The organism is Aeromonas sp. s4 (genome assembly GCF_040907855.1).
GTDB lineage: Bacteria > Pseudomonadota > Gammaproteobacteria > Enterobacterales > Aeromonadaceae > Aeromonas > Aeromonas caviae.
Genome location: NZ_JBFOCP010000033.1, coordinates 66,229 through 81,237, shown reverse-complemented (window position 1 = coordinate 81,237; position 15,009 = coordinate 66,229). Strand labels below are relative to the sequence as shown.

17 protein-coding genes and 1 pseudogene are annotated in these 15,009 nt (G+C 64.1%); 11 read left to right on the top strand and 7 right to left on the bottom strand.

Going from position 1 to position 15,009, the window contains the following annotated elements; genetic code table 11:
• Positions 1–35: 35 nt before the first annotated feature.
• The 4 genes and pseudogenes from AB5Y89_RS10850 to coaBC all read right to left on the bottom strand — a co-directional run.
• Positions 36–119 (bottom strand): annotated as a pseudogene (locus AB5Y89_RS10850) (nucleoid occlusion factor SlmA); the annotation flags it as partial.
• A gap of 138 nt (positions 120–257) precedes the next feature.
• The gene (slmA, locus tag AB5Y89_RS10845; RefSeq protein ID WP_010676117.1) at positions 258–854 is read right to left on the bottom strand and encodes a nucleoid occlusion factor SlmA; all 597 of its coding nucleotides are present in this window, start codon (positions 852–854) and stop codon (positions 258–260) included.
• 70 nt (positions 855–924) lie between these two features.
• Positions 925–1,383 (bottom strand): dUTP diphosphatase, encoded by a 459-nt coding sequence (gene dut / locus AB5Y89_RS10840; RefSeq protein WP_324041000.1) that lies wholly within the window; start codon positions 1,381–1,383, stop codon positions 925–927.
• A 77-nt stretch (positions 1,384–1,460) separates the two neighbouring features.
• Complete coding sequence (gene coaBC, locus AB5Y89_RS10835) at positions 1,461–2,663, bottom strand: bifunctional phosphopantothenoylcysteine decarboxylase/phosphopantothenate--cysteine ligase CoaBC (protein ID WP_368223745.1); 1,203 nt, start codon at positions 2,661–2,663, stop codon at positions 1,461–1,463.
• A 147-nt stretch (positions 2,664–2,810) separates the two neighbouring features.
• On the opposite strand from coaBC, the gene radC reads away from it, so the two are divergent.
• The 6 genes from radC to AB5Y89_RS10805 all read left to right on the top strand — a co-directional run bounded on the left by radC (position 2,811) and on the right by AB5Y89_RS10805 (position 6,459).
• Positions 2,811–3,485: a DNA repair protein RadC gene (radC, locus tag AB5Y89_RS10830; protein WP_039040991.1), complete on the top strand. Its 675-nt coding sequence runs from the start codon at positions 2,811–2,813 to the stop codon at positions 3,483–3,485.
• Positions 3,486–3,621: 136 nt separating this feature from the next.
• Positions 3,622–3,858 (top strand): 50S ribosomal protein L28, encoded by a 237-nt coding sequence (rpmB, locus tag AB5Y89_RS10825; RefSeq protein WP_005307492.1) that lies wholly within the window; start codon positions 3,622–3,624, stop codon positions 3,856–3,858.
• A gap of 11 nt (positions 3,859–3,869) precedes the next feature.
• Complete coding sequence (rpmG, locus tag AB5Y89_RS10820) at positions 3,870–4,037, top strand: 50S ribosomal protein L33 (protein ID WP_005323752.1); 168 nt, start codon at positions 3,870–3,872, stop codon at positions 4,035–4,037.
• Positions 4,038–4,127: 90 nt separating this feature from the next.
• Positions 4,128–4,583 (top strand): hypothetical protein, encoded by a 456-nt coding sequence (locus AB5Y89_RS10815; protein ID WP_042016396.1) that lies wholly within the window; start codon positions 4,128–4,130, stop codon positions 4,581–4,583.
• A gap of 14 nt (positions 4,584–4,597) precedes the next feature.
• Positions 4,598–5,410 (top strand): bifunctional DNA-formamidopyrimidine glycosylase/DNA-(apurinic or apyrimidinic site) lyase, encoded by an 813-nt coding sequence (mutM, locus tag AB5Y89_RS10810; RefSeq protein WP_324031098.1) that lies wholly within the window; start codon positions 4,598–4,600, stop codon positions 5,408–5,410.
• Positions 5,411–5,586: 176 nt separating this feature from the next.
• Positions 5,587–6,459 carry a VirK/YbjX family protein gene (locus AB5Y89_RS10805; protein WP_043153319.1) on the top strand — a complete coding sequence of 291 codons (873 nt, stop codon included), beginning with the start codon at positions 5,587–5,589 and terminating at the stop codon, positions 6,457–6,459.
• A 73-nt stretch (positions 6,460–6,532) separates the two neighbouring features.
• Here the strand turns inward: AB5Y89_RS10805 and coaD are convergent, their stop codons facing one another.
• Positions 6,533–7,015, bottom strand: a complete 483-nt coding sequence (gene coaD / locus AB5Y89_RS10800; protein ID WP_368223743.1) for a pantetheine-phosphate adenylyltransferase — start codon at positions 7,013–7,015, stop codon at positions 6,533–6,535.
• 221 nt (positions 7,016–7,236) lie between these two features.
• Between coaD and AB5Y89_RS10795 the strand changes: the two genes are divergently transcribed.
• Positions 7,237–8,280: a glycosyltransferase family 9 protein gene (locus AB5Y89_RS10795; protein ID WP_010676109.1), complete on the top strand. Its 1,044-nt coding sequence runs from the start codon at positions 7,237–7,239 to the stop codon at positions 8,278–8,280.
• Between the two features lie 341 nt (positions 8,281–8,621).
• Here the strand turns inward: AB5Y89_RS10795 and AB5Y89_RS10790 are convergent, their stop codons facing one another.
• Positions 8,622–9,398, bottom strand: a complete 777-nt coding sequence (locus AB5Y89_RS10790; RefSeq protein ID WP_010676108.1) for a glycosyltransferase family 2 protein — start codon at positions 9,396–9,398, stop codon at positions 8,622–8,624.
• A gap of 339 nt (positions 9,399–9,737) precedes the next feature.
• Here AB5Y89_RS10790 and waaF point away from each other — a divergent pair, with 339 nt between their 5' ends.
• From waaF to AB5Y89_RS10775, 3 genes are all read left to right on the top strand, one after another.
• Complete coding sequence (gene waaF, locus AB5Y89_RS10785; RefSeq protein WP_113069244.1) at positions 9,738–10,835, top strand: lipopolysaccharide heptosyltransferase II; 1,098 nt, start codon at positions 9,738–9,740, stop codon at positions 10,833–10,835.
• Between the two features lies 1 nt (position 10,836).
• A complete protein-coding gene (gene waaA, locus AB5Y89_RS10780) occupies positions 10,837–12,105 on the top strand; it encodes a lipid IV(A) 3-deoxy-D-manno-octulosonic acid transferase (RefSeq protein ID WP_109112308.1) in 1,269 nt (422 codons plus the stop codon).
• Between the two features lie 111 nt (positions 12,106–12,216).
• Entirely contained in the window at positions 12,217–13,095 is an 879-nt protein-coding gene (locus tag AB5Y89_RS10775) for a DMT family transporter (RefSeq protein WP_049636086.1), read from the top strand.
• A 183-nt stretch (positions 13,096–13,278) separates the two neighbouring features.
• On the opposite strand, the gene AB5Y89_RS10770 is transcribed toward AB5Y89_RS10775, so the two are convergent.
• Positions 13,279–14,142, bottom strand: a complete 864-nt coding sequence (locus AB5Y89_RS10770) for a YicC/YloC family endoribonuclease (RefSeq protein WP_010676104.1) — start codon at positions 14,140–14,142, stop codon at positions 13,279–13,281.
• A gap of 146 nt (positions 14,143–14,288) precedes the next feature.
• On the opposite strand from AB5Y89_RS10770, the gene rph reads away from it, so the two are divergent.
• Positions 14,289–15,005 (top strand): ribonuclease PH, encoded by a 717-nt coding sequence (rph, locus tag AB5Y89_RS10765; protein ID WP_010676103.1) that lies wholly within the window; start codon positions 14,289–14,291, stop codon positions 15,003–15,005.
• Positions 15,006–15,009 lie beyond the last annotated feature (4 nt).

Below are 15,009 nucleotides of genomic sequence, written 5' to 3'. Positions count from 1 at the left end.
GAGCGGACGTGCATTGGTTGATGCGGTCTGCTGGCTCAGCTTTGCAGCAGCTGGCTGCGGATAAACTGCCACTGATCTTCAAACCCGGCGGTGGGCTTGATTGTGCACTCCGAGCGGACGTGCATTGGTTGATGCGGTCTGCTGGCTCAGCTTTGCAGCAGCTGGCTGCGGATAAACTGCCACTGATCTTCAAACCCGGCGGTGGGGTTGATTGTGAGCTCGGAGCAGACGTGCATTGGTTGATGCGGTCTGCTGGCTCAGCTTTGCAGCAGCTGGCTGCGGATAAACTGCCACTGATCTTCAAAGCCTGCAGTGGGCTTGATTTTGAACTCCGAGCGGACGAACTGGCTGATGCGGCCCTCGGTATAGGCCAGCAGCAGGTTGGCCAGCATGGTCTCGTCGAGCTGGAAGCCCTGGCCTTCCCGCAGCCGTTTCTCGCGCAGTACCTGCTTTATCTGGGTCTCCAGCTTGTCGAACAGGATGCTGATGCGATCCCGCAGCCGATCGTGTTCGCCCAGCAGGGCATCGCCATTGAGAATGCGGGTGATGCCGGGGTTGCGCTCGGCGAACACCAGCAGCAGCTGCAGTATGTGATGGCAGCGGGCCATGGTGTCCTTCTCTTCGGCCATGATCAGGTTGACCCGTGACAGCAGGGAATCCTCGATAAAGTCGATCAGCCCCTCGAACATCCTCGCCTTGCTGGGAAAATGCCGGTAGAGGGCTGCCTCGGACACGCCCACCTCGGCCGCGAGGCGTGCCGTGGTGATGCGCTGGCCCGGGCTGGTTTCCAGCATGTGGGCGAGTGCCTGCAGGATCTGATCGCGCCGACTCTGTTTCTGGTTACTGCTTGCCATGGATTCCCCTAAAAAAACAATGGCTTGATTCTATTATTTGGCACGTGCCCCAGGGGGCCGTGTGGTCTTGTTATTGGCGACCAGAAGAACCAAACCCGCCTTCACCCCGTTCACTCTGATTGAATTCGTCGACCAGCTGGAAGCTGGCCTGTACCACCGGCAGGATCACCAGCTGGGCGATGCGCTCGCCAGGCTGCATGGTGAAGCTGTCGTTGCCACGGTTCCAGACCGAGACCATCAACTGACCCTGGTAGTCGGAGTCGATGAGGCCGACCAGGTTGCCCAGCACGATGCCGTGCTTATGGCCGAGGCCGGAGCGGGGCAGGATGGTGGCGCACAGACCCGGATCCTGGATGTGAATGGCCAGCCCGGTCGGCACCAGCGCGGTGTCACCCGGGGCCAGGGTCAACGGTGCATCCAGCAGGGCGCGCAAGTCCATGCCAGCGGAGCCCGGTGTGGCGTAGGCGGGCAGCGGGAAGTCGGTGCCGATGCGGGTATCCAGGATTTTCAGTTCAATTTGTGTCGTCATGAATCTTTTTCAATTGGATCGCCTGGCGATCGGGTGGTACTGCGGGAGCCTGCGGGTTCCCGGCATGTTCAATGGGCTCAGGGTCGATAATGGCGTGCAATCAGGGCGACAAGATGACGGGCCAGCGTCAGCTTATCGGCCAGGGGCAGGGCGGCTTGACCCCCTTGCCAGAAGACGGTCAGGGCGTTGTCATCGGCATTGAAGCCCTGGCCTGCACGGGACACATCGTTGGCTGCGATCATGTCCAGCCGCTTACGTCGAAGTTTGTCGAGGGCGTATTGTTCCACATCCACGGTTTCGGCGGCAAATCCGACGGTGAAGGGTTTGTCTGACAACGCCCCCACATCGGCGATGATGTCGGGGTTTTTGACCAGGGTCAGCTGCATCTGGTCGTTGTCGCAGCTCTTCTTGATCTTTTGCTCGGCCACCTGGGCGGGACGGTAGTCGGCGACGGCAGCGCAGCCGATAAAGAGGTCGCACTCACCGACCTGGCTCATCACCGCTTCGTGCATCTGCAGGGCACTCTCCACATCGATGCGGGTAACGCCGGCCGGGGTGGCCAGTGCCACCGGGCCGCTCACCAGGGTCACCTCCGCGCCCGCTTCGCGCGCGGCGCGGGCGATGGCGTAGCCCATCTTGCCGGAGCTGTGGTTGCTGATATAGCGCACCGGATCCAGCGCCTCGCGGGTCGGCCCGGCTGTGAGCAGCAGCCTGACGCCTGCCAAGAGTGGCTCGGCGGCGAGCTGCTGGCAGCAGCGTTCCACCAGTTCCAGGGGATCCAGCATCCGGCCCGGGCCCACATCGCCGCAGGCCTGGCTGCCGGAATCCGGCCCCCACAGCTGAATGCCGCGTTCGGTGAGGGTCTGGAGGTTGGCCTGGGTGGCGGCGTTGCGGTACATCTGCTGGTTCATGGCTGGCGCCAGGGCGATAGTCGCCGGGGTGGCAAGGCAGAGGGTGGTGAGCAGCTCGTCCGCCATGCCGGCGGCCATGCGGGCCATCAGGTTGGCGCTGGCGGGGGCGATCAGCACCAGATCGGCCCACTTGGCCAGTTCGATGTGGCCCATGCCCGCCTCGGCAGCCGGGTCCAGCAGACTGTCGGCCACCGGGTGGCCTGAGACGGCTTGCAGGGTCAGCGGGGTGATGAACTCCTTGGCGGAGCGGGTCATCACCACTCGCACCTCGGCCCCCTGATCTTTCAGGCGACGTACCAGTTCGGCACTCTTGTAGGCGGCGATCCCGCCACTGACACCCAACAGGATGCGTTTATCGGCCAATCTCATCTGCTGCTTCTCTTCCGGCTCACTCTGACTGGTCGGCTAAGATAGCACAGGCAATGGGTGGCGACAGAGGCTGACATGGGGGAGTTGTGGTCGGGCTCGCGGGATTCTTTGCTATGTTTTCTCTCAATAGCCATGAGGGAGAGACAAATGAGCATCAAGGAGTGGCCGGAAGAGGAGCGCCCGAGGGAAAAGCTGCTGCGCCGAGGGGCGGCGACGCTCTCCGATGCCGAACTGCTGGCCATCTTCCTGCGCACCGGGGTCAGCGGGTTGAGTGCGGTGGATCTCTCCCGCCAGTTGTTGCAGCAGTTTGGTTCCCTGCGGGCACTGCTGGGAGCCGAGCAGCAGGATTTTTGTGGCGCTCACGGGCTGGGACCTGCCAAGTATGCCCAGTTGCAGGCGGTGCTGGAGATGGGGCGGCGCCATCTGGCCGAACAGTTGCAACGGGGAGAGGCGCTCACCTCGCCCGGGCTTACCCGGGACTTTCTGCAAGCCCAGTTGCGGGATCGGGGGAGGGAGGTGTTCGCCCTGCTGCTGCTCGACAACCAGCACAGGGTCATCCGGTTTGTCGAACTTTTTTACGGCACCCTCGACTCGGCGAGCGTCTGGCCCAGAGAAATCGTGCAGATCGCGCTCAAACATAATGCAGCCGCCGTGATTCTGGCGCATAATCACCCGTCCGGCGTGGCCGAGCCCAGTCGGGCGGACCGCCAGATCACGGATCGGATCCTGGCCGCCCTGGCCCTGGTCGATATCAGAGTGCTTGATCACCTGGTGATCGGTGATGGCATCACGGTTTCTTTCGCAGAGCGTGGTTGGTTGTGACTGGGCTCTGGCACTGTATTAGTTGATCTTTGATCACGGATGCTGTATAAAATGCCGCCTTCTGTTTGCCCCGCAATCGAAGGCCAGCGGGGCAGATATTTGCTCGAGCAATGAAGTAAGATTTGGAGAGACTGACATGTCTAGAGTATGCCAAGTAACCGGCAAGCGCCCGGCAGTTGGTAACAACCGTTCGCACGCTAACAACGCTACCAAGCGTCGTTTCCTGCCGAACCTGCACACTCACCGTTTCTGGGTTGAGAGTGAAAAACGCTTCGTGAGCCTGCGCGTATCCGCAAAAGGCATGCGTATCATCGACAAGCGCGGGGTTGAAGTGGTTCTGGCTGAACTGCGTGCCAGCGGCGTTAAGGTATAAGGAATTAGATCATGGCTAAAGGTATTCGCGATAAGATTCGCCTGAACTCCAGCGCCGGTACTGGTCACTTCTATACCACTACCAAGAACAAGCGCACCATGCCCGAAAAAATGGAGATCAAGAAATTTGATCCCGTGATTCGTCAGCATGTGATCTACAAAGAAGGCAAAATCAAGTAATTACTTGGTTTCGCTGCAAAAACCCGGCCTCGTGCCGGGTTTTTTTATGGCTGGAATTCAGTACACTGCCGATTCGAAGGGAGGCTAGCCATGTTCAAACTGAGCCGCAAAGGCTGGAACAACGTGATCATCGTGGTCGTGTTGATCGTCATTACCCTGTTGCACCGGCTGGAGCAGGCCCAGCAGGAGAACAGTGCCAAACGCGCGCGTCCGCTGTTGCCGGAGAGTGCCGTGGTGCTGACCTGGCAGGGGCCGAGCTGGCAGATAGAGCGTATCGGCCAGGGCTGGCGCAGCGCGCCGGATCTGGGGCTCGGCAGCGCCCAGCTGGCGGCCCGCATCGAGATGTGGCAAGGCTGGCTGCTGCCCCCCGGCGAGCCCGTGCGCGGCACCCCGGTGACCCTCAAGATCTGGATCGCCGGACAGAGCGATCCGGTGGAAGTCGGGCTCTATCAGGACGACGGCAAGTTTGCCGCCCTGCTGCCCTCCTCGACCTGGCTCAGCTTGAGTCAGGCGCAATACCGTGACCTGATGCGTCCCATTCCCTGAACGAGAGATCGCCCATGCCTGAATTACCGGAAGTCGAAGTCAGCCGCCAGGGCATCTCCCCCTGGCTTACCGGCATCAAGGTGACCCGCGTGGTGGTGCGGGACGGCCGCCTGCGCTGGCCCGTGCCCGGCGAGATCCAGGAGCTGGTGGATCTCGTCATCCACCGCGTCAGCCGCCGCGCCAAATACCTGTTGCTGGAGACCGACTTCGGCACCGCCATCCTGCATCTCGGGATGTCCGGCAGCCTGCGGGTGCTGGACATCGGCACCCCGGCCGAGAAGCACGATCACGTGGATATCGAGCTGGCCAACGGCAAGCTGCTGCGGCTCAACGATCCGCGCCGTTTTGGCGCCCTGCTGTGGACCCGCGAATCGGCCGAGGCTCATGCCCTGCTCGCCAAGCTGGGGCCGGAACCCCTCACCGATGCCTTCCATGCCGATTACCTGCGGGAGCGGGCGAAGGGGCGCAGCACCGCCATCAAGCAGTTCCTGATGGACAACCACGTGGTAGTCGGGGTGGGCAACATCTACGCCAACGAGGCGCTCTATGCCGCCGGCATTCATCCCAGGCGGGCGGCGGGCAACATCAGCGCCGAGCGGCTGGGCACCCTGGTGAGCGAGATCAAGCGGGTGCTGGCCGAAGCCATTCGCCAGGGGGGCACCACCCTCAAGGATTTCACCAGCGCCGACGGCAAGCCAGGCTATTTCGTGCAGCAGCTGCAGGTTTACGGCCGTGGCGGCCAGCCCTGTTTCCACTGCCACACCCTGCTCACCGAGGTGAAGATGGGCCAGCGAACCACGGTGTTCTGCTCCCACTGCCAACGCTGAAAGAGGGGTTTTTGAGCCGGAACCGGCCAAGTTGTAAGAGAGTATTTCCGGTCTGTTGAAGCGGCGTCAGCCCATGACTACTATCTCGCCAGTTCAGGCTGCGAGGTAATAAAATGACAGCTAAATCAATAGACTGGGAACATTTATCCCGGCAGGGGCACTATTGTGCCCACGATATGGCTCGCTTCCTCTATCCCGAAGACAGCGCCCGCAAGACCTTCAATCGCGGCAAGTTTTTGCTGCGCAGTCTGCTCTACCGTGCGCAGTTGAACCGGGTATTCGAGCTGTTCCAGAGCGCCCCCCTGCGAGCGCTTCCCGCCCGCCACCCCGAGCTGCTCGACAAGCCGATGCGCCCCTATCGCTTCGCCTGCTCGACGGTGAACCAGCGGGTCAAGATGGTGGAGGATCACTACCGCCTGCTGCTGGGTCTGTACCCCGAGCTCATCGACCCGCTCTATCTGGGGGAGGGGATAGTGCTGGGCCATTATCCCGATGGCGGCTGGCGCATCGTGCTGCGTCACGACGGCACCTTCCGCAGGGAGGCGGAGCTGGCGCTCTCCATCGTCAACGCGCGGGGGGAGCGACTCTACAGCTGTGCCTTCTCCCTGGCGGGCAACGAACAGGAGCTGGCCCTGGTGATCGGGTCGGTGCAGGGGCCAGAGCCCTGTGTCGAGCAGCCCCAGGAGCAGGTGCGGGCATTGACCCGAGCGGGTCAGGGTCTGAGACCCAAGTCGCTGGTGGTGATGCTGGTGATGGCGCTGGCCGGGGCCATGGGGGCCCACCGGGTCTGTGCGGTGCGCATGAAGGCCCACATCTTCCAGGCAAGACGGTACAGCAAGAAGAAGAAAGCCTGCCTGCAGGCGGACTACGACGAGCTGTGGCAGGAGTTTGGCGCCCTCGATCAGGACGCCAACTTCGTGCGGCTGCAACCCGTGGTGCGCAAGCCGCTGGAGGAGGTGGCCGCCAAGAAGCGGGCCATGTACCGGCGTCGCTACGAGTGGCTGGACGGGCTGGAGCGGGCGATCCGCCAGCAGTTTGCCCACGGCTAGGCGTGCAGTGCGTTGATGCCACAAGGGCTACCCGCGGGTAGCCCTTGTTCGTTTCTGCCCATCAGGGGAGGGATTAGCGCTGTTGCCTGGCGGCGATGGCCTGGGCCACCACGGGGTCGACGAACTGGCGGATGTCGCCACCGTGCAGCGCCACCTCCTTCACCAGGGTGGAGGAGATGAAGGAGTTCTCCTCCGCTGGGGTGAGGAAGACGCTCTCCAGGGTGGGCATCAGGCGACGGTTCATGTTGGCGAGCTGGAACTCGTATTCGAAGTCGGAGACGGCGCGCAGGCCGCGGATCAGCACGTTGGCCTGCTGCTCCCTGGCGAAATCCACCAGCAGGCCGGAGAAGCCCACCACCTTGACGTTGGGCAGGTGAGCCGTCACCTGCCGGGCCAGCTGAACGCGCTCCTCGAGATCGAACAGCGGCCGTTTGCTCGGGCTGTTGGCTACCCCGACCACCACCTCGTCGAACAGTCTGGCGGCGCGGCCAATGAGATCGGTATGGCCGTTGGTGATGGGATCGAAGGTGCCGGGATAGATTACCTTGTTGGTCATGCTGCTGATTCCTGAAACCGGAAAACTGGTCGCATTATAGGGGCTGTTGCCGGTTTGTCGCGACCGGGATGGCGCGGATTTCTGGCGCTGATCGGCGGCCGGGGTCGCACAAATCGGAGCCCCGTGGCGTCTTCGCTTGAGAATCGCCCTGCATCAGGCAAGAATACCCCCATCGCGCATCAAGCCTCCTTCGCTGGTGACAGGGAGCATAGGGATTTTTTATGAAACGTATTCTGGTAGTCCGCAATGACAAGATTGGTGACTTCATGCTGGCGTGGCCGAGCTTTGCCATGCTCAAGCGCTCCATGGAGTGTCATGTGACTGCCCTGGTTCCCGCCTACACGGCGCCCCTGGCCCGCCTCTGCCCCTGGATCGACGAGATCATCCTGGATCCGGGTGCCCGGGCCGACAAGGAGCAGCAACGCGCCCTGCTGGCGCGCATCAAGGCGGCCGCCTTCGATGCCTCCATCTGCCTCTTCTCCAACACCCGCAATGCCAAGCTGGTGTGGAAGGCGCACATTCCCTACCGGCTGGCCCCGGCCACCAAGCTGGCCCAGGTGCTCTACAACCAGCGCCTGGTGCAGCGCCGCTCCCGCTCCCAGAAGCCGGAGTACGAATACAACCTGGATCTGGTGCGCCGCTTCCTCGCCGATCAGCATCAGACCGTGGTAGAGCCACAGGGCCCCTACCTCGGCTTCGACCCCGAGAGCCTGCTGCAGGTGCGCGAGCAGGTCGCCGCCCGTCTCAGGCTCGACGCCAGCCGCCCCTGGCTGATGGTGCATGCGGGCAGCGGTGGCTCGGCCAACAACCTCTCCATCGAGCAGTACTCGCGCCTCATCATCAAGCTCAACCAGGCCTGTCCCGAGTTGCAGTGCGTGCTGACGGCAGGGCCGGGGGAGGAGGGGAAGGCGGAGCAGTTGGCGGCCGAACTGCTGGCCCATGGGGGCAACGGCTGGATCTACCGCTCCGACGAGGGGCTGCCGAAGTTCTGCCAGGTGATGGCCAACGCCGCCCTGTTCGTGGCGGGCAGCACGGGGCCCCTGCACATCGCCGCGGCCATGGACGTGCCGACCGTCGGCTTCTTCCCGGCACACCGTTCGGCGACGCCGCTGCGCTGGCGGCCGCTCAACGGCGAGGGGCGCCATCTGCCCTTCAGCCCGCCGGAAGACAGCGACCACCCGGAGGACATGAGCCAGCTCGATCCCAAGGCCATGGCGGCAGAGATCGCCCGCTGGGCGCCGCCCTTCTGGCGCGCCGAGCGCTGAGAGCGCACACAGAACATACAGACAGGGTCCCGCGGGGCCCTGTCTTGTATGGGGATGCGCCTTGCTGGCAGGCCAGCCTACCGGACGTGGTCCCCGACAGCCCCCTTGACGGGCCTGCCCGGGCTCCGGGCAGGGGAAACCTGTCGGTATAAGCCGGAGTCGGGTCATGTTGCCAATATCCATGCATTCGGCTTATAGCGGCCAGTTTTCGTCCGTGGCGCCCAGGTTTGCGCCGTGAGCGGCCCCGCGAGGGCTGCGCCCGCTCCATGGCAATGGGGTTAGCCCCTTGTTCCGCTGGAACAAGGGGTGAGTGATTAATGGGATGTTTGAGGCGCGATGCCCTATTTCGGCTGCTGGGGCTGCTGGCGAACCCAGAGATCGGCGTATTTGACGAAGGTGGAGTGGGCGGAGAGGATGGCCAGCAGCAGGCCCTGCTTGCCGTCGAGGAAACCGGCCTTGAGCAGGTACATCTTGAGGAAGCAGCCGACGGCGTGGACCAGCCCCTGGCCGAGGGATCCCTTCTTGCCGCGGGCGGTACGCTGATCGGCCCAGGCGCGGGCGTAGCCGGCGGATTTGACCAGGTAGTGTTCCAGATCCCGGTAGGTGTAGTGAAGGAGGTCGCCCTGCAGGTTGACGATCTTCATGTTGGCGCGCACCTCCACCTTCTCGTGTACCAGCGCCTCGTTGTAGCCGGTCAGCGCCTTGGGGTAGAGGCGCAGCACCCGATCCGGGTACCAGCCGCTGTGGCGGATGAAGCGGCCGAACACCCAGGAGAGGCGCGGGATGGAGTAGATGGTGTCGCTGGCCGGGTTGGCCATGACCCCCTGGATGGCTTCCCTGAGTTCCGGGGTGAGCCGCTCGTCCGCGTCCAGCCACAGCACCCACTCCGACTGGACATGGGACTGGGCGAGGCGGCGCTGACGGCCGAAACCGGGCCAGGTGGTGTTGACGAAGAAGCGGGCGCCAAATTCGGCGGCGATGGCCGGAGTGTCATCCTGACTGCCGGAGTCGAGAATGACGATTTCATCCGCCAGGCCTTCGAGGGAGGCGAGGCAGGCACGGAGGTTGTCGGCTTCGTTCTTGACGATCAGGACGGCCGCCAGGGTCGGTTTTTTCACAGGCAAGGGACTCTTGTTGGTGCCCGGCGGGCGGGTCATGCTCGGATTGGCGCCCATTCTAGCCTAAAACCCCGCGCGGGGCATGACCCGAGGGCCCGGTGGGCCCGCTTTTGAATGCGGGGGAAGGGGGATCTCTGCTACCCGGCAGTCGGTGGCCCAGGGCACGCCGTGTCCGGGTGGAAGAGAGCCTCAGGAGGGATGCGTGGGGGAGCAGATCCTGCCAGGTAGGCGTTTTGCGGGAGCAGACGGGTATCTTCTGTTATTTCTTCGGCCTTTCTTGGGGCATAATCTCGCCCAGTAATGATCAACAGCCGGGCCAGTCCCGAGAGAAGACGCGCGATGAAGATATTGGTGATCGGCCCCTCCTGGGTCGGCGACATGGTGATGTCCCAGAGCCTCTACAAGGCGCTCAAGAGCAACCACCCGGGCAGCGAGCTCCATGTGATGGCGCCGGCCTGGTGCGTTGCGCTGCTGGAGCGCATGCCCGAGGTGGACAAGGCCATCCCCATGCCGCTTGGCCACGGTGACTTCAAGCTGGGGGCACGCCGCCGCCTTGGCAAGCAGTTGGCCACGGAGCAGTACGATCAGGCCATCATCCAGCCCAACTCCATGAAGTCGGCCCTCATCCCCTGGTTTGCCAGGATCCCGGTGCGCACCGGCTGGAAGGGGGAGCACCGCTTCGGTCTGCTCAACGATATGCGCAGCAACAAGCAGGCCTTCCCGCTGATGGTGGAAGGCTATGTGGCTCTGGCCTACCCCAAGGGGCAGATGAAGAGTCGGGACGACATTCCCGCTATTCCCCATCCCTCCCTGCACGTGGATCTCATCAACCAGGGCAAGGCGCTGGAGCGGCTCGGCCTGAATCGTGCCCGCCCTGTGCTGGTGCTCTGTCCGGGGGCCGAGTTCGGCCCGGCCAAACGCTGGCCGGAGGGGCACTACGCCGTGGTGGCGCAAAAGCACCTCGACGAGGGATGGCAGGTGTGGATCTTCGGTTCGGGCAAGGACGTGGACGTGGCCAACACCATCCGCGATCGGATCAACCCCCTGTCGCGCCCCAACTGCCACGTGCTGGCGGGCAAGACCAGCCTGCACGAGGCGATCGACCTGATGGCCCTGGCCGGTCGGGTCATCGCCAACGACTCGGGCCTGATGCACGTGGCGGCCGCCCTCAACCGGCCGCTGATCGGCGTCTACGGCTCCACCTCGCCCCTCTATACCCCACCGCTGGCGGACAGGGTCGAGATCGTCCACACCGACATCGAGTGCCGCCCCTGCTTCAAGCGCACCTGCAAGTTCGGCCACCTCAAGTGCCTGATCGAGCTGATGCCGGAACAGGTCATCGAGGCAGGAAATCGGCTGGAGCGTGGGGAAACGGCAGATCTGACCATAGTGCGGCAGCCGGTGGAATCCTCTGCTGCTGAACCAGGTAATAGCTAGCATGATCTACCGGTTGCTCTACAACCTGCTGATCCACCTGGGGTTGCCCCTGGCGCTGCTGGCGCTCTACAAGCCCAAAAAAGGCAAGCCCGGCTTCGGGGCGCGCTGGGCCGAGCATCTGGGACGATTGCCGCCGACCGGACAGGAGGCTCCCCTCTGGATCCATGCGGTGAGCGTGGGGGAGACCCTGGCCATCACCCCCTTCATCCGCGCCCTCAAGGCCGAGCGCCCCGAGCTGCCCATCCTGCTCACCACCACCACCCGCACCGGCGCCGAACAGGCAGCCAAGCTTGGGGATCTGGTGGTGCATCGCTATGCGCCTCTCGACTACCCCTGGGCCGTCTCGGCGTTTCTGAGCACCGTCAAGCCCCGCGCCCTCTGGGTGATGGAGACAGAGCTGTGGCCGAACTGGCTGGCGGCCTGCGAGGCACGCCACCTGCCGGTGACCATCCTCAATGCCCGCCTCTCGGAGCGATCCTGTCAGCGCTATGGTCGCTTCCAGGGCGCATTCGATGCCCTGAGCCGCCCGCTGACCCACCTGCTGTGCCAGCATCAGGACGATGCGGATCGCTTCCATCGGCTGGGGATAGGGCGCAACCGGCTGGCGGTGACCGGCTCCATCAAGTTCGACATCCAGTTTGGCGACGAGGTGCAGGCCAGGGGCCGTGCCCTGCGCCAGCAACTGGGGGAGGCACGACCTGTCTGGATCGCCGCCAGTACCCACCAGGGGGAAGACGAGCTGGTGCTGGCTGCCTTTGATCGGGTGCTCAAGGCCCACCCCTCCGCCCTGCTGATCCTGGTGCCGCGCCATCCCGAGCGTTTCGATCGGGTGGCCGAGCTGTGCGCCCCCTACGGTTGCGTGCGGCGCACGGCGGGCAGTGCGGTCGGCGAGAGCGACAAGATCTACCTGGGTGACACCATGGGCGAGCTGCCGCTGATGCTGGCGGCGGCGGATCTCGCCTTTGTCGGTGGCAGCCTGGTGCCCGTGGGCGGTCACAACCTGCTGGAACCGGCGGCGCTGGGCAAACCCTGCTTGACCGGCCCCGTCTATTTCAACTTCAGCGACATCACCCGCCAGCTGGTGGCCCAGGGTGGCGCGGCCGTGGTGGCGGACGCCGAGGCGCTCGGCCACCGGGTGAGTACCCTGCTCGGCGATGCCCCTGCTCGCCGCGAGATGGGGGAGCAGGCCCGCGCCGTGGTGCTGCGCAATCAGGGGGCGCTGGCGCGCACCCTCTCCCATTGCCTCGCCAGCCTGGAAAGTGACGACTGAGGCGGGGCGGCGTGGTGGCCGCCCCGCCAGCATGTCTGCCAAACCCCGGGAGACAATCCGCGCCTCTTTCCTTTATGCTCTGCCCTTTGCCCCTGACCCTGTGATGCTCCGATGAACCGCGCTCCCCTGCTGTTGATGATACTGGTCACCCTGCTGGCCGCCGCTGGCTGGCTCTTCTCGAAAGAGGCGATTCGCGAACTGCCCACCGCCGCCTTTATCGGCAGCCGCTTCCTGCTGGCCGCCCTGCTGCTGTTGCCGCTCGCCTGGTTGCGCGAGCCGCCCCCCAGTGGCTCACAGCTGCTGCGTGCCGCCGGGTGCGGCACCTTGCTCGGTGCCAGCCTGCTGTTCTGGGTTACCGCCATCAGCCAGAGCGATGCGCTCGGCAGTGGCGCCTTCATCATGAGCGTGGCCACCCTGATGGCGCCGCTCGCCGCCTGGGCCGCCTTCAAGGCCAGACCCGGCCGCCACTACTGGCTCACCCTGCCCGTCGCCGTCGCGGGTCTGCTGCTGCTCTCCAGCAGCACCCACTGGGGCGTGTCGCTCTCCCTGTTCTGGTTTCTGGCGGCGGCCGCCACTCTGGGGGTCCAGCTCGCGGTGCACCGCCACTTCGCCCAGTCCATTCCCCCTACCTGGCTCACCTGCATCCAGTTGGCGGTGACCGGGCTGCTCGGCACCCTGCTCTCCCTGCTGACCGAGCAGTGGCCCGCCAGCATCGGCACTGGCATCTGGGGCTGGTTTGCGGCCAGCGTCCTGATCGCCACCACATTGCGCTACTGGCTGCTCACCCACGCCCTGAGCCGGATGACCACGGCCCACGCCGCCCTGCTGATGCTGCTGGAACCGGTCTGGACTCTTATCCTGAGCACCCTCTTCTATGACGAGCCGCTGGGCCCCGCCAAGCTGGCTGGTGCCGGCCTGGTGCTGGGCGCCCTGGTGCTCTACCAGCTCCCCCTGCTGCTGCGCAGCCGAAGGCTGAAGTCACCGGTCTAGCCTGCACGGGCGGGGGATGCATAGAAAAGAAGGAGAGGGTCTGCATGGCAGACCCTCTTTGCGTGATGGCACATGTCGGGCTCCCTTTGCTAGGGGTTACCATCAGTCAGGCGGCTGAGCGCTGCGGGAAACGAGCATAAAAAAGCCCCCGCGTGGCGGGGGCTGGTGCATCGATGAGGGAGATCACTCGATGTTTTGGATCTGCTCGCGCATCTGCTCGATGAGGACCTTCAACTCGACGGCGGACTGGGTCACCTCGGCGTTGATCGACTTGGAGCCCAGCGTGTTCGACTCGCGGTTGAACTCCTGCATCATGAAGTCGAGGCGACGGCCGCAGGCGCCACCCTTCTTCATGATCTTGTTGGTTTCGCTGATGTGCATCTCCAGGCGATCCAGCTCTTCGGCCACGTCGATCTTCTGGGCCAGCAGCACGATCTCCTGCTCGATGCGGGCAGGATCCAGCTCCACCTTGGCCTCGGCCAGGCGGTCGGTGAGCTTCTGGCGCTGCCACTCGATGATCTGCGGCAGGTGCTCCCGCACCTTCTTCACTTCTACCTGAATGCCGGCCAGACGCTGTTCGATCAGCGCCTTGAGGTTGGCCCCTTCGCTGGCACGGGAGGCGAGGAAGTCTTCCATGGTCAGGTCGAAGCCGGCCATCAGCTCGGTGGCGACCACGTCCATGTCCTGCTCGGCGGCAGCCATGACCCCCGGCCAGCGCAGCACGTCGACCGGGTTGAGCTGACCCTGGCCCGCCTCTTTCATCACCCAGTTGGCGCTCTCGATGATGAGTTTGGCCAGTTCTTCATTGATGTGCAGCTGGCTGGCGGCGGCCTGGGCGGCCTCGAAGCGCAGGTTGCACTCCACCTTGCCGCGCTGCAGCTTGGCCCGGAAGCGCTCACGCAGAACCGGCTCCAGGCTGCGCAGTTGTTCCGGCAGGCGAATGTAGGTCTCCAGATAGCGCTGGTTGACCGAACGAATTTCCCAAACGGCTGTGCCCCAGTCGCCCTTGAGTTCCTTGCGGGCGTAGGCGGTCATGCTGTGAATCATTGATTGTTCCGGGCTTGATGAAGTGTGCGGCCAGTATACTCAGCCAGGCCTGCTCCGTCAGCCGACGAGGTGGTTTTAGCGGCTGATATTTGAGTAGCGATCGCTTATACTCCTGCGCCAATTCAGCCAGCCCAGAGGTCAGTCCCATGTCCCGTCCCAGCGATCGCAGCGCCGCCCAGGTGCGTCCGGTAACCATCACCCGCCACTTCACCAAGCATGCTGAAGGGTCCGTGCTGGTGGAATTCGGCCACACCCGTGTGCTCTGCACCGCCAGCGTCGACACCAGCGTGCCGCGCTTCCTCAAAGGCAAGGGGCAGGGGTGGGTCACTGCCGAGTACGGCATGCTGCCGCGCTCCACCCACTCCCGGATGAACCGCGAAGCGGCCTCCGGCAAGCAGAGCGGCCGCACCCTGGAGATCTCCCGTCTGATCGCCCGCTCCCTGCGCGCGGCGGTAGACTTGAGCGCTCTGGGCGAGCACACCATTACCGTTGACTGCGACGTGTTGCAAGCCGACGGTGGTACCCGTACCGCCGCCATCACCGGTGCCTGTGTGGCGCTGGTGGATGCGCTGAACTGGATGGTGGAGAAGGGGCTGATCAAACAGAGCCCGCTCAAGCAGATGATCGCGGCCGTCTCCGTCGGCATGTTCGAAGGGGAGGCCATCTGCGATCTGGAGTACATCGAAGACTCCGCCGCCGAGACCGACATGAACGTGGTGATGACCGAAGATGGTCGCATCATCGAGGTGCAGGGTACCGCGGAGGCCGAACCCTTCACCCATGAAGAGCTGCTGGCCATGCTGGCCCTCGCCAAGGGCGGTATTGCCGACATTATTGCGCTGCAGAAGCAGTCACTTGCATGATTTT